Below are 13083 nucleotides of genomic sequence, written 5' to 3'. Positions count from 1 at the left end.
TGGACTTCGACTTCGAGACCGATCCGCTGGGCCAGGACCCCGAGGGCAACGACGTGTTCCTGCGCGACATCTGGCCGGATTCGATGGAAGTGCAGCGGATCATCGACTCGTCCATCGACAAGGACATGTTCACTTCGAGCTACCGGACGATTTTCGAGGGCGACGAGCGCTGGCGCTCCCTGCCCACCCCGCAGGGCGACACCTTCGCCTGGGATCCGCAGTCCACCTACGTGCGCAAGCCGCCGTACTTCGAGGGCATGCAGGCCCGGCCTGTACCGGTCCAGGATGTGGACGGCGCCCGGGTGTTGCTGAAGCTGGGCGACTCGGTGACCACCGACCACATCAGCCCGGCCGGTTCCTTCAAGTCCGACACACCCGCCGGCCGCTACCTGCTCGAGCACGGCGTGGAGCGCAAGGACTTCAACTCCTACGGTTCCCGCCGCGGCAACCACGAGGTGATGATCCGCGGCACGTTCGCGAACATCCGGATCAAGAACCAGCTCCTGGACGGGGTGGAGGGCGGCTTCACCCGCGACTTCACCCAGGCCGGCGGCCCGCAGGCGACCGTCTACGACGCCGCGATGAACTACCAGGCCGCCGGCACCCCGCTGGCGGTCCTGGCCGGCAAGGAGTACGGCTCCGGGTCCTCCCGCGACTGGGCGGCCAAGGGCACCGCGCTGCTGGGAGTGAAGGCCGTCATCGCCGAGAGCTTCGAGCGCATCCACCGCTCGAACCTGATCGGCATGGGCGTGCTGCCGCTGCAGTTCCCCAAGGGTGAAAGCGCCGCGTCCCTGGGCCTGACCGGGACCGAAACCTTCGCTATCGAAGGGATCACGGAACTGAACAACGGGACGACGCCACGGACCGTCAGGGTCACGGCAACAACGGAGGAAGGATCCGACATCCAGTTCGACGCCGACGTCAGGATCGACACCCCGGGCGAGGCCGACTACTACCGGCACGGCGGGATCCTGCAGTACGTGCTGCGCCAACTCCATCGTTAGCAGGAGCGGGACCGGCCCGGACAGCCAAGCCCGGGCCGGTCCGGCCGTGTCCTTTTATCCAGGTGCATCCCAGCCGAGCCAGGCGGCTGCTTCCCCCGAGATCTCCCGGGGCACGGCGTGCGGGCCGTCGAATTCACGATACGTCACGTCGTATCCGTCCCGGCGGAGGATGGGAACGATCCGGCGGCTGGTTGCCGCGACCGGCAGGACGGCATCCTGGCTGCCGTGGGAGACGAAGATCTTTGGTTTGCCGACCCGTCCGGCGGATGGGATGAACCCGGGAGAAAAGGCGATGATCCGGCGGAAGAGTCCGCCGTTGGCCAGTCCCAGGCCGAGGGCGTAGGAGGCGCCGTCGGAGAAGCCGGCTATGCCGATCCGCTCCGGGGCCAGGGCGACGAGGGCGAACACACGCTCCAGGGCGGCGTCAATAAGGTCCACGTCCGGGCCGTAGCCGCCGCCAATGGCGTCCCAGGTGGTTCTCCGCGAGGCAGGTGCAAGGAGGGCAAGGTTGAACCTGTCTGCCCAAGGCAGCAGCAGGGCCAGCCCGCCGGCCGCTTCTCCGCCGGCGCCATGGAGTGCGACGACGAGGCCGGGGGAGTGCCCGGGACCCGGGCTGGGTGGAATGTAGAGGAGCGGATCGCGTATGTTGACCAGCCCCAGCGGCTGTGTTCCCGGCATGGGCAAGGCATAGCGGTTTGCAGGTCCCGGGCGCGCTGCCAACGGGGCAGGTTCCCTTTTCTTATCCACGCGTCCTCCCGGTCGGCAGTAGGGCGAATTGTGCGGTAGGGGTGTCCAATACCGGCGATCGTGATTAGACTGTGACCCTCCTCATGCTAAGCACACTTATTACTTCCGCTGGAATAGAGGTCGGTCCCGTGAAAACTCCGCTCTTGCTCGCCGCCCCCGCATTCGCCCTGGGTGCACTGGCCCTCGGGGCCGGACCTGCCGTCGCCGAAGACGGCACCTACCAGGCCAGTCTTTCCCCCGCAAACAACAGTGGCACGTCCGGCCAAGCAATGATCGATGTACGCGGCTCCCAGGCCACCGTAAGCATCAATGTTTCCGGGGCGGCGGAGATCTGGAAGAACGCCCCGTTCCCGCATGGGCAGCACATCCACATCGGCGGACAGGGCGTCTGCCCCGGCCCGCAGGCCGACGCCGACGGCGACGGCGTGGTCAGTTCCCCGGAAGGCGAACCCTATGCGGGCAGGATTGCCGTGTCCCTGACCCTTGAAGGGGATACCAGTCCGGCTTCGGCCGTAGCCGCGGACCGCTTCCCGGGCGGCGGCGCCTACACCTATACCCGGACCATTACGCTGGATGCTGCGACCCTTGAGGCTATCCGCACAGGGAACGCCACGGTGGAGGTCCATGGCGTTGATCCGAATAAGCTGCCGCCGGCCGTCCAGCAGAAAGCAAGCCCCGAGGACCCCTCGCTGCCCCTGGCTGCGACGCTTCCGGCGGCATGCGGCACCTTGGCCGCTTCCCAGGTGTCCGGTCCGATGCCCGGGGCTCCCGATACCGGCATCGAGGGCGTGGGTAAGGCCGACGACGGCGCCACTGCGCTGGCTGTTGCCGCCGGCATCGGAGCTGTTGCCCTTGCCGCGGGAGCCGTGGCCGTTCGCCGCCGGACCGCCGGGGGCAAATAATTTGGTCCTCGGGGACAGGCACCGTACCTGGTTGGCCCCCGCGGCCCTGGCCCTCCTCCTGGCGGCAGGATGTGCCGGTGGTTCCACCGTCGGCACATCCTCGCCGGCCCGGCCGATCCCCGGCCAGATGCAGTCTTCGGACGGCACCCCGCAGCCGCCGGCGGAAGGTCTCCGCACGGGGCCGGTCCGGGCGGCAGGCCGCGCCGCCGAGGCGGGTTCGCCAACCGCCGGGGGGCAGAAGGTTCCGGCTGTCCTGGCAGCATCCAGGCCGGTCGCGCTGACCATCGGCAAGATCGGCCTGAACAGTCCGATCATGCGCCTCGGGCAGCGAAGCGACCTCAGCTTGGAGGTGCCTCCCGGGGACGCTGGCGCGCCCGCCGGCTGGTACGTAAACTCGCCCACACCCGGCGCGCGGGGCCCCTCGGTCATGCTGGGGCATGTGAACTCCATCGAGGGCGCCCCCGGTGTTTTCGCAAGACTGCGCGAACTGGCGCCGGGGGATGCGGTGAGGGTGGAGCGCGAGGACGGCTCCAGCGCGGTTTTCGAAGTCTTTGCCGTCGAAAAGTATGCCAAGGACGCTTTCCCTGCCTTGCGCGTCTACGGGAACACCAACCGGGCCGAACTGCGGCTCATCACGTGTGACGGCTATGACCCGCAGACCGGGAAATTCGATGACAACCTGGTGGTATATGCGGCCCTGACGGCCCGGAGCTGACCCGCGCCCCCGATGGCCGGATCCTGCGCCTCGGCCGTGCTGCTGCCGGCCCACTGCGGCAGCTTACGCGGGGCCGCCCCGCCCGAGTTCGTCCCACTTTCCCGAATCGTCAGCTGCCTCTTCCGGTTTGTGCTCGGCCTCGGGATCCCCGCCGCCAATATGCGCAGGCGGCACTGCGCCGCCGGGGTGGGTCTGCTGTTTGTCGCGGATATTCCCGGCACGGCCCCATTCCGGAGAATCCCGTTGGTCGACCGGGTCCGGGTTGGCGGGCGGATACAGGTCTTCGGAGTTCTTGCCGCTGTCGTTTACTTCGGTCACTGACTTGCCTTTCGTGTTGTTTTGTTGTGCCATCTCGTACCGGCAGATGGCGGATCAAGAGCCTGCGGTGGATTCCCCGGCCTGGATCTGCTGCAGCAGGGCTTCGAGTTCGCTGCTCAGTTCCGCCAGCCGCCGGGGCGAGGTTTCGACGCTCAGTGCCTGTACCAGCTCGGTTTGGCGGGCGCGGAGCTGCGCCAGGGTAGTGGCATTCATGGCTCATCCTTTCTGTCAGGTCCGGGTACTCCGCTTCCAGCAGCTTGGCCGCCTCCCGCCCCTCCGTTCGGCGCGGAGCCCTCGGCGGCTACGTCGGCCGGCTTCCCGCCGGAGACAGATCCGGATTCATGGGTTCGAAGCCGGGCTCCTCCGCGGTCCAGACCTGGATTGCCGTCCAAGCTACTGCGGCCAGCGGTACCGCGAGGACGGCGCCGATGATCCCGGAGAGGATGGTCCCGGCGGTCAGGGCCATCAGGATGACCAGGGCATGGAGCTGGAGCGACTTGCCCATGACGACCGGCTGCAGCAGGTCGCCCTCGAGCTGGTTTACGGCAATGACAACCGCCGCGACGATCAGCGCAATCACCGGGCCGTTGGCCACCAGGGCCACGAGGGCCGCCAGGATGCCCGCCACCGTGGCACCCACCAGGGGGATGAACGCGCCCATGAAGACAATCATGGCCAGCGGCACAGCCAGCGGCACCTGCATGATCAGCAGGGCGGTGCCGATGGCGACCGTGTCGACGAGGGCGACGACGGCGGTACCCCGGACGTAGCCGCCCAGGACCTCCATGGTCCTGGTTCCCATCCGGCGCAGCTTGGCTTCCCGCGGCCCGTGGAACGGCCGCAGAAGGAAGTTCCAGATCTTGGCTCCGTCCTTGAGGAAGAAGAACAGGATCACCGCCATCAGGCCGGCACCCGTGAGGAATTCGGTAGCTACCGACAGTCCCGTCAGGGCGCCGGAACGTGCCTGGGCGCTGGTGGCGAAATCGACGATCCCTTCCCGGGCCTGGGCAAGCTGCTGCTGGTCGATGGGCAGGGGACCGGTCAGCAGGAAGGCCTCCAGTTCCTCCAGGCCCTGGGCGGCCGCCGCCACCAGTTCATTCCACTGGCTGCGCACCGACAGGACGATCACGGAGAAGACGGCCGCCAGCAGGAGCAGGATGCTCAGGAACGCCAGTCCGGTTGCCAGCGCCCCGGGCACGCCCCGGCGCCGCAGCAGATTCACGAACGGCCCGATGGCCGCCGCCAGGATCACGGCGATGAGGACGGGAATCACCAGGAGCTGGATCTGCAGCAGTCCGTAGGCGGTGATGCAGGCCAGGGCCAGGATCAGCAGGACCTGGGCCGAACGTACGGCTGCCCGGCCGAGGCCGTCCGTCCACAGCGACTGCCTGCTGCGCGGACTGGATTCGATCGATGGGCTCAACGGGGACTCCAATTCGTAGGCTGATGGCGCGCTGCCGCACGGAACATGAAGATAAGCCTACTGTCTATCATGCCGTCCTTGCCCTGCGGTTCTGCTTCCCTGGCTGCCGGCCTCAGGTTATGCCCCGAAACGCGCCCCGGGCGGGCCGGCCGGAAGAGTGTGTGGTTGCCCTTGGCAAAGCCGCAGCGCCATCAGGCAGACCGTTTGCCCTTCCAACGTGTCCAGGCGCAGAGCGAGCAGCGACTCGAGTTTCCGGAGCCGCTGGATGAGCGTGTTGCGATGGATAAAGAGCCTCCGACAGGTCCGGGCCGGCCGGCAGTCGCTGTCAAGGTAGGCCGCGAGGGTCTGGAGAAGATGGCCCGAATGCTCCTCGTCGTAGGCCAGGACCGGTGCGAGCAGCCTGCGGGCCCCGGCACATGCACCATGGCTGGCGGCCGCGGCCAGAAGGGAACCAATGCCCAGCTCGGCGGCAACCACCGGCCCCGTGACCTGGTGCACGAGCCCGGCCGCCTCGTGGAGCCCCAGGCGCAGTTCGTCCACGCTGCCGCACGGTCCCTTGAGGACGGCTGCCTGGTGCGGCGCTACCGTCCGGAACCGCGCTGCCAGCGAAGCGGCCAGCGGTTGGCCGGTGCCGTCAGGATCATCTGCGGCAGGCCGCTGGGCCAGCGCAAAGATCACGTCGTCGCGCACTGTTATCTGAAGCACGCCGAAGGCTTCCTGGAGCACCAGCCGTATCCTCCAGACACTTCCGAGATCGCCTTCCGTCAGCACCGCTGCTATGACATAGGTCGGTTGGTCCGCGTCCAGCCCCGTCGAACGGAACGTGCGGGCGAACTCCTGCCGCGCCACGCCTTCCCAATCGGGCACCTGCGCCAGGAGCGCCCCGAGCTGGGGCTGTTTGCGGGAAGTGGTCTGCAGTGCGCTTCTGAGCTGGACCGCCATGATCGAGGCTGCAGGGGCCAGCAGGGTGGCCAGGGGCTCGTCCCGTTCGCTGCCGCGGACCACGAGCCGAAACGAGTCACCGCCGCCCATCGGGAGCGGTACGACGCGTTCGTCATCGTCCACGGCGGCCTGGCGAAGGTCGTCGTCCGTCCAGCGGGAAGTTGCAGGCCACTGGGCGATGACGGAGCCGCCGCCGTCGATGACCGACACCGGGCACCCCACGGACTTGCCGACTTCGGCCAGTATCGTGCGGAATGAAGATCCGGCGGCGGCATGGCGCGAGCAGGCTTCGGCGAGCTCCCAGGACCGGGTGCGCGCAGCAAAGCGTTCGGCCTGGAGCACATTGGTAATGTGCCGGTGGACCTGCAGGAAGGAAACGGCCCGGGGTATTTCCAAGAGCGGAACGTCCAGCGCCGTCGCTGCCTTGACCAGTCCCTTGGGCAACAGCCGGTGGGCGGCACCCGTACCGAAGGCAATGGCCGAGACCGGAACGTGGGCAAGACGCTCAACATAGGCGTGCCAGGTCCGGTCATCGTCGATATTCATGCCGATGCCGTTAGTCAGTACCAGGACGTTCCTGCTCAGGAACGGCGTAGGGTCCATGACCTCGATCGGTGCACACCAGCTGATCCTGCACTCGAGCCGGCTGCGGGAGGATGGCGTGTGCAGGCGCAGCTGCAGTGTGTCCTCGGCTAGCAAGTCGGCCACGATCATGGGATTTCCTTTTTCGCGCTCTGCTCAAAGAGTAGGTGCAAAGTGCCCGATTGGGGAGCCTATCGATGGGCAGTTGCCTACTTCCCTGCCCGCGGCAGCGGCCCCTAAGGTGGGTGCCATGTCCCAACCTGTGCCCGCCCGCGGGCAGTTGACGCTCAATTCCGACCTTGGGGAGTCCCTGGGCCTGCACTCTTTCGGCAACGACCTGCGTCTCATGGAGATCATCGACGTGGCCAACGTTGCCTGCGGCTTCCATTCGGGCGACCCCGACACGATGGCGGCGACCGTCGAATCCGCCGCCGGAAAAGGCGTGAAGATCGGGGCGCACCCCGGGCTGCCGGACCTGGTGGGGTTCGGTCGCCGTGAAATGAAGCTCACGGCAGCCGAGGTGGAGAACCTGCTTCTCTACCAGGTCGGTGCGCTCGCTGCCTTCCTGCGAAAGTCCGGCCTCGAGCTTAACCACCTAAAGCCCCACGGCTCGCTATACGGGATGCTCGCCCGCGATGCCGAACTCATGGAGGCCGCGGCCAGGGTGGCGTCCCTGTACGGCGTTCCGTTCTTCGGATTGGCGGGAACCGAACACCAGAAGGTCTGCGAGCAGCTCGGTGTTCCCTTCGTCGGGGAACTGTACGTGGACCTGAACTACGGATCCCGGGGCGAACTTCTGATCAAGCGCCGCCCCGAAGCCGCCGATCCGGTGGCTGCCGGGAACCGTGTTCGCCGCGTGCTAAGCGATGGAGTGGTCGAAGCGGTGGATGGAACGCTGCTCAACATCAGCTTTGAAAGTGTCTGCGTGCACTCGGACGCCCCGAATGCCGTCGCTGTAGCGGCAGCCGTGCGCGAGGCGCTGAATGACTCCACCCTTGCTCCCAACGCCTCCTGAAAGGGGTCTGCCGTGGCCGATATCCTCTCCCCGCTGCCGGGAATTTTCTACCGCAAGCCCGGGCCGGACAAAGCGCCTTATGTCAATGAAGGCGACCACGTCGACGTCGGCCAGACTGTCGGCATCGTCGAAGTGATGAAGCAGTTCACGGAGGTCCGCAGCGATGCCGCCGGAACACTCGACCGGTTCCATATTGAGGATTCCGGCACAGTGAGTCCGGGGGACGTCATAGCAACGGTCAACGAGGAGTGACAGTGGAACGGCTGTTCATTGCCAACCGGGGCGAGATAGCGATCCGCGTCATACGTTCGGCCAGGGAGCTGGGCCTGCGGACCGTGGTGGCAGCGAGCGAGCCGGACGAGAAGTCCCGCGCGGTGCAGCTGGCCGACGAGTACAGGCTTGTCGGTCCGGCCCCGGCAAGCAAGAGCTACCTTGATCAGTCGGCGGTCCTCGCTGCCGCCCTGGAGAGCGGTTGCGACGCCATCCACCCCGGGTACGGTTTCCTTTCCGAGAACGCAGGTTTTGCGGCCGCAGTCATTGACGCCGGTCTCACCTGGGTAGGTCCTTCGCCGGAAGCCATCGAACTGATGGGGGACAAGGCCCGGGCCCGGGAGGCAGCCCGGCAGGCGGGCGTGCCGATCCTGCAGGGCAGCGAAGGCTCCGTCGGACACGGCGAGGACCTCCTTGCCGAAGGCCGGGAGATCGGCTACCCCCTGGTCGTCAAGGCCTCGGCCGGCGGAGGGGGACGCGGCATCCGGCTGGTCACCTCCGAGCAGGACCTGATCTCCACCGTCGAAGTCGCCCAGGCCGAGGCCCGGGCCGCCTTCGGCAGCTCCGAGGTGTACCTTGAGCGGTTCCTTGGGCGGGCCAGGCATGTCGAAGTGCAGGTTCTGGGAGATGGCAGCGACGCGATCCACCTCGGCGACCGCGACTGTTCCATGCAACGGCGGCAGCAGAAAATCCTCGAGGAGGCGCCGGCCCCCAACTTGCCTGACGCCGTCCGGGAACGGATACAGCAGTCCTCGGTGGAACTTGCGCGCGAGTGCCACTACCGGGGCTTGGGCACCGTCGAGTTTCTCTACGACCCTGAATCCCACGAGGCCGCCTTCATCGAAATGAACACGCGTCTCCAGGTGGAGCATCCGGTGACCGAGATGATCACCGGCCTGGATCTGGTGCGTGAACAGTTGCTGGTTGCCGGCGAAGGAAAACTGCCCCTGGGCCAGGACCAGGTCCAGTTCCGGGGCCACGCCTTTGAATTCCGCCTCAATGCCGAGGACCCGCTGGCCGGCTTCATGCCCAGTCCGGGGACGCTCGAACGCCTGGACTGGCCGGGCGGCCCGGGGGTGCGCATCGACTCCGGATTCGTGGCCGGCTCGGTCGTCGCACCGTTCTACGACTCGCTGTTGGCCAAACTGATCGTCTGGGACGCCAGCAGGACCGAGGCGATCGCGAGGTCGCTGCGTGCCCTGGACGAGGTGGACGTGGAAGGGGTCAAGACCACCCTGCCCCTGCTCAAGGCACTGATCCAGCGGCCCGAACTGCGGGACGTGGAGCATCATTCGAAATTCCTGGAGACTACGCCGGAATTGCTGGGAGGCACGGCATGACCATTGCTGCGGCCGGGACCACCGCCCGGTATACCTGGGGCGGGGACGAGTTCCTCTTCGTGGAAATCGACGCAGCCATGAGCCTGGCCGCGAACTTCAGGTCCAACGCGATGGCATCCTTGCTCAATGCGGACAAGGTCGGCGGCATTACCGATATCTGCCCTGCGAATGCCTCGCTGCTGATCCGGTTTGACCCGGACGTGCTGCCCCCCGGGGACCTGGAGGAGAGGGTGCGGCGGATCGAGGAGGCGGTCGCCCACACCGCCCATCCCACCCTGGACACCCGTGTGGTGGAAATACCCGTCTGGTATAACGACCCGTACACCAACGAGACCGCCGCCCGGTTCAGGTCCAACCACCAGCGGCCGGAGGGCACGGACCTCGAATTCGCTGCAGAGGAGAACGGACTGTCCTCGGTGGACGAGTTCATCAGGCGGCACTCCGGCTCGCCCTGGCTGGTGTCCATGGTCGGCTTTGTCGCCGGCCTGCCCTTCCTGTTCCAGATTGTTCCACAGGAACAGCAGCTGGAAGTGCCCAAGTACCTCAGTCCCCGGACCGACACCCCGGCCCTGACGGTCGGACACGGCGGCTGCTTCTCCTGCATCTACTCGGTGCGGGGCGCAGGCGGCTACCAGATGTTCGGCATCGCGGCGGCGCCGATTTTCGATCCGGCCCAGTCGCTGCCGGATTTCAAGGATTTCATGATCTTTTTCCGGCCCGGCGACATCGTCAAGTTCCGGCCCGTCGACGAGGCCGAATACCGGAAGATCCAGGACGAGGTCCAAGCCGGCACCTTCAGGTACCGGCAGGCGCCGGTGCAGTTCGACCTTCAGCGCGCGTTGGAGGACCCGGCCGGGTACAACCGGGAGATACTGGAGCGGCTCAATGGCATTTGAAATCCTTGAACCAGGCCTGGCCACAACGGTCCAGGACCGGGGGCGCTTCGGGTACTACAACGTGGGCATCCCGCAGAGCGGCGCCATGGACGAACTGTCTGCGGAAATGGCCAACGCCTTGGCGGGCAACACCCCGGCCGAGGCGGTGCTTGAGTGCACCTATATGGGCCCCCGGTTCCGCACGGATGCGGACGCGGTCATCGCCATCACGGGCGCGCCGGTGGACGTCAAGGTCAACGGCCAGCTGTCCGGACAGTGGTCCCGGTTGGAACTGGCCGCCGGCGACGAGGTCTCCTTCGGGATCCTCAAGGGCGGAACCCGCTTTTACATTGGCGTCCGTGGCGGCATTGACGTGCCCGTGGTGCTGGGCAGCCGCTCCACCTACGGCCTGGGCCGCTTCGGCGGTTTCGAAGGCCGGCCGCTCCGCGCCGGCGACCGGGTCACCGTCGGAACCGGCGCCGGCCCGTCCGGCGGGCAGGAGCCGCCGCAGGAGATCGGGCCGGAAATCCGCCCGGTGTTCGAGAAGGAGGTCTCCGTCCGGGTGATGCCCGGACTGTACGACCACCGGCTGACGGCGCAGGGCATGGAAACGCTGCTGAGTGCCACCTGGACCTTGACCCCGGTGGCCGACCGCACCGGCCTGCGCTATTCCGGGCCGGAGGTGGAATGGGAGCCCCGGCAGCAGCCCTTCGGCGCCGGGTCGGACCCGTCGAACATTGTGGACGCCGGCTACGCCGTCGGGTCCATCCAGATCCCCGGCGGCAAGGAGCCGATTGTCCTGCATCGGGACGCGGTTTCGGGCGGAGGGTACGCCATGGTGGCCACCGTTATCAGCGCGGACATGGACCTGCTGGCCCGCAGCGCACCGGGGACCAAGACCCGTTTCCGCCCGGTAGGCATGGATGAGGCGCTGGCAGCCAGGGCCGAGCAGCGGTCCCTGCGGGCCAAGCTATGGGGGACCGGGGCCTGACAAAGCCCTGACAAACTCGGCGGCCGCTCTCAGGCACTGCTCTCGCGTACCTGGAGCACCGGTTTCAGACGGACGGACTCCGCAGGCTCGTGGTTGAGCACCCGGCGCAGCAGCTGTACCGCCGCGCGGCCAATCTCCAGCATCGGCGACCGCACCGAGGAGAGCGGGACGGGGAGTTGGGCGGCGATGGGCGTGTCGTTGAATCCGACCACCGCGATGTCCCGGCCCACGGCCAGCCCGTGCGAACGCAGCGCGCCCATCGCGCCGATGGCGGCGAAGTCGTTGACGGCAAAGATGGCAGTGGGCAGGTCCCGGGCGGTCCGCAGGATGGCAGCGGTCGCCTCGCGGCCTCCGGCCGTATCAAACCTGGACCCTACCACCGCCCGCGGGTCGATGTCGCCGCCGAGGGCACGCCAGCGGTTGACAAAGCCCGAGGTCCGGTCGACGCCGGTGCTGGCATACTGCTCGCCGGCGACGACGGCGACATTGCGGTGGCCTTTTTCCCACAGATGGTCTGCGACCAGTTTGCCGCCGAGGACGTCGTCGCAGGTGGCGGACGGAAACCCATCCAACCCGCGGTTCATCAGCACGAACGGGACCCCCCGGCGGGCCAGCTCCGGCATCAGGCTGCAATCCAGATGGACATCGCCGAAGATCAGCCCGTCCACCCTGCGCGCCAGCATGATCTCGGTCTTCCGGCGCTGTTCCTCCGGGTCATCGCGGGAGTTCATCACGAACGCCGAGTAGTTGAGTTCGGCCGCGGCCTCCTCGACGCCCTCGTACATCATGGCCAGGACCAGGTCCGAAAGCCGCGGGACGATCGTGCCCAGAAGCTGCGTCCGCCCGGTCCGCAGGCCGGAGGCCTGGGGATGCGGGGAATAGCCCAGCTCCCGGGCCAGTTCCCGGACCTTCCGGGCCGTCTCCGTCGATGCCGCGCCCCGCGCGACCTCCGCGCCGGAATGGAGCACCCGGGAGACCGTTGACGGATGCACTCCCAACTGGCTGGCCAGATCCTTGATCGTCACGGGGCGCTGTCGGCTGCTCTCGTTCACGGATGCCTCCTGCACGGTTCCCATGCATACTCTCGGCAGGCTGCGCTCTTCGGGTAGCAGCCTGCCGGACGTCCGATGTTGACGTGACCGGAATCACATCGTAGAGTAATGGCCACCTTACCCAATCGATTGGGTAGGGAAAAGAGGGCCGGGAGGCCCGTTGGGGAGGCACAAACCGCGGGACGCCACCCGTTCCGTGCATCAGCTGTACGCCGCATTCGGAGCAGTCATGACCCCTCAGGACGGCAGCGAACCCTATGTTGTGCTGCTGGCAACAGGAGGAACCATTGCTTCCCGGTCCCGCCCCGAGGCCGGGGGAGCCGCCGTTGCCGCGGACTCGGGGGAGCAACTGTTGGGAAGCCTCGGTGCGCCTTCTTCTCCGGTGCGGGTGGTTGACGTTCTCCGCAAGGGTTCCTACACGCTGAATTTCGACGAGATGGCGCGAATCTGTTCCTCGATCCGGGAAGCGCTGAGGAATCCGGCGGTTCTCGGCGTCGTCGTCACCCATGGCACCGACACGATGGAGGAAACATCCTTCCTCGCGGACCTGACCCACGACGACCCACGTCCGGTCGTCTTCACCGGCGCCCAGAAATCAGCAGATTCCGCCTCGCCGGACGGACCGGAGAACCTTGCGCAGGCGGTGGCAGTGGCCGCGTCGCCGCAGGCCCGTGGCCGGGGCGTGCTGCTGTCCTTCGCCGGGCGTATCTTCCCCGCCCGCGGCGTGCAAAAAGCGCAGACCATCGCCCTGGACGCGTTCGCAAACCCCGACGCCGGCCCTGCCGGATGGGTAGCTGCGGCCGGCGGGGTACACCTGGGGGACGCGCCGCCGCGGATCGACCCGCTCCCGCTCCCGGCCGCTGCTCCGGACCCGGGCGCGCGGGTCGACCTCGTCGCCTCGTACCCG

The 13083-nt window shown here is 67.3% G+C and carries 14 protein-coding genes and 1 pseudogene; 9 read left to right on the top strand and 6 right to left on the bottom strand.

Translation table 11 applies throughout. The features are described from left to right. Positions 1-1004 (top strand): annotated as a pseudogene (gene acnA, locus ACFQ36_RS15490) (aconitate hydratase); the annotation flags it as partial. 54 nt (positions 1005-1058) lie between these two features. On the opposite strand, the gene ACFQ36_RS15485 reads toward acnA, so the two are convergent. Beyond that, complete coding sequence (locus ACFQ36_RS15485) at positions 1059-1682, bottom strand: alpha/beta hydrolase (protein ID WP_377015125.1); 624 nt, start codon at positions 1680-1682, stop codon at positions 1059-1061. 197 nt (positions 1683-1879) lie between these two features. Here ACFQ36_RS15485 and ACFQ36_RS15480 point away from each other — a divergent pair, with 197 nt between their 5' ends. Both ACFQ36_RS15480 and ACFQ36_RS15475 read left to right on the top strand, forming a co-directional pair. Further along, positions 1880-2653 (top strand): hypothetical protein, encoded by a 774-nt coding sequence (locus tag ACFQ36_RS15480; RefSeq protein ID WP_377015124.1) that lies wholly within the window; start codon positions 1880-1882, stop codon positions 2651-2653. Positions 2654-2780: 127 nt separating this feature from the next. Continuing rightward, positions 2781-3368 carry a class F sortase gene (locus ACFQ36_RS15475; RefSeq protein WP_377015122.1) on the top strand — a complete coding sequence of 196 codons (588 nt, stop codon included), beginning with the start codon at positions 2781-2783 and terminating at the stop codon, positions 3366-3368. A 63-nt stretch (positions 3369-3431) separates the two neighbouring features. Here the strand turns inward: ACFQ36_RS15475 and ACFQ36_RS15470 are convergent, their stop codons facing one another. The 4 genes from ACFQ36_RS15470 to ACFQ36_RS15455 form a co-directional block, all read right to left on the bottom strand. Further along, the gene (locus tag ACFQ36_RS15470; protein WP_377015120.1) at positions 3432-3719 is read right to left on the bottom strand and encodes a hypothetical protein; all 288 of its coding nucleotides are present in this window, start codon (positions 3717-3719) and stop codon (positions 3432-3434) included. A gap of 21 nt (positions 3720-3740) precedes the next feature. Beyond that, the gene (locus ACFQ36_RS15465) at positions 3741-3899 is read right to left on the bottom strand and encodes a hypothetical protein (RefSeq protein WP_377015118.1); all 159 of its coding nucleotides are present in this window, start codon (positions 3897-3899) and stop codon (positions 3741-3743) included. 88 nt (positions 3900-3987) lie between these two features. Then, positions 3988-5109: an AI-2E family transporter gene (locus ACFQ36_RS15460; protein ID WP_377015116.1), complete on the bottom strand. Its 1122-nt coding sequence runs from the start codon at positions 5107-5109 to the stop codon at positions 3988-3990. A 117-nt stretch (positions 5110-5226) separates the two neighbouring features. Further along, positions 5227-6765, bottom strand: a complete 1539-nt coding sequence (locus ACFQ36_RS15455) for a PucR family transcriptional regulator (RefSeq protein ID WP_377015114.1) — start codon at positions 6763-6765, stop codon at positions 5227-5229. Between the two features lie 118 nt (positions 6766-6883). On the opposite strand from ACFQ36_RS15455, the gene pxpA reads away from it, so the two are divergent. The 5 genes from pxpA to ACFQ36_RS15430 are packed head-to-tail and all read left to right on the top strand — an operon-like array spanning position 6884 to position 11124. Beyond that, entirely contained in the window at positions 6884-7648 is a 765-nt protein-coding gene (gene pxpA, locus ACFQ36_RS15450; RefSeq protein ID WP_377015112.1) for a 5-oxoprolinase subunit PxpA, read from the top strand. A gap of 12 nt (positions 7649-7660) precedes the next feature. Continuing rightward, positions 7661-7900 carry an acetyl-CoA carboxylase gene (locus ACFQ36_RS15445; RefSeq protein WP_377015110.1) on the top strand — a complete coding sequence of 80 codons (240 nt, stop codon included), beginning with the start codon at positions 7661-7663 and terminating at the stop codon, positions 7898-7900. Between the two features lie 2 nt (positions 7901-7902). Continuing rightward, a complete protein-coding gene (locus ACFQ36_RS15440; protein WP_377015108.1) occupies positions 7903-9258 on the top strand; it encodes an acetyl/propionyl/methylcrotonyl-CoA carboxylase subunit alpha in 1356 nt (451 codons plus the stop codon). Then, positions 9255-10154: an allophanate hydrolase subunit 1 gene (locus ACFQ36_RS15435; RefSeq protein ID WP_377015106.1), complete on the top strand. Its 900-nt coding sequence runs from the start codon at positions 9255-9257 to the stop codon at positions 10152-10154. The genes ACFQ36_RS15440 and ACFQ36_RS15435 overlap by 4 nt, the downstream gene beginning before the upstream one ends. Beyond that, positions 10144-11124, top strand: a complete 981-nt coding sequence (locus ACFQ36_RS15430) for a biotin-dependent carboxyltransferase family protein (protein ID WP_377015104.1) — start codon at positions 10144-10146, stop codon at positions 11122-11124. The genes ACFQ36_RS15435 and ACFQ36_RS15430 overlap by 11 nt, the downstream gene beginning before the upstream one ends. Before the next feature lie 29 nt (positions 11125-11153). On the opposite strand, the gene ACFQ36_RS15425 is transcribed toward ACFQ36_RS15430, so the two are convergent. Then, entirely contained in the window at positions 11154-12176 is a 1023-nt protein-coding gene (locus tag ACFQ36_RS15425) for a LacI family DNA-binding transcriptional regulator (RefSeq protein ID WP_377015102.1), read from the bottom strand. Between the two features lie 229 nt (positions 12177-12405). Between ACFQ36_RS15425 and ACFQ36_RS15420 the strand changes: the two genes are divergently transcribed. Then, a partial coding sequence (locus ACFQ36_RS15420; RefSeq protein ID WP_377015100.1) for an asparaginase domain-containing protein occupies positions 12406-13083 on the top strand: 678 nt, incomplete at its 3' end.

The organism is Arthrobacter sp. GCM10027362 (genome assembly GCF_042679445.1).
Lineage (GTDB): Bacteria > Actinomycetota > Actinomycetes > Actinomycetales > Micrococcaceae > Crystallibacter.
The sequence above is the reverse complement of the archived record's forward strand: the minus strand, read 5'-3'. Positions and strand labels throughout refer to the sequence as shown.

Coding starts and splice junctions, on each gene's coding strand:
- ACFQ36_RS15465 (WP_377015118.1), bottom strand. CDS start 3,899: ATGAATGCCACTACCCTGGCGCAGCTCCGCGCCCGCCAAACCGAGCTG.
- ACFQ36_RS15485 (WP_377015125.1), bottom strand. CDS start 1,682: ATGCCGGGAACACAGCCGCTGGGGCTGGTCAACATACGCGATCCGCTC.
- ACFQ36_RS15430 (WP_377015104.1), top strand. CDS start 10,144: ATGGCATTTGAAATCCTTGAACCAGGCCTGGCCACAACGGTCCAGGAC.
- ACFQ36_RS15470 (WP_377015120.1), bottom strand. CDS start 3,719: ATGGCACAACAAAACAACACGAAAGGCAAGTCAGTGACCGAAGTAAAC.
- ACFQ36_RS15455 (WP_377015114.1), bottom strand. CDS start 6,765: ATGATCGTGGCCGACTTGCTAGCCGAGGACACACTGCAGCTGCGCCTG.
- pxpA (WP_377015112.1), top strand. CDS start 6,884: ATGTCCCAACCTGTGCCCGCCCGCGGGCAGTTGACGCTCAATTCCGAC.
- ACFQ36_RS15475 (WP_377015122.1), top strand. CDS start 2,781: ATGCAGTCTTCGGACGGCACCCCGCAGCCGCCGGCGGAAGGTCTCCGC.
- ACFQ36_RS15435 (WP_377015106.1), top strand. CDS start 9,255: ATGACCATTGCTGCGGCCGGGACCACCGCCCGGTATACCTGGGGCGGG.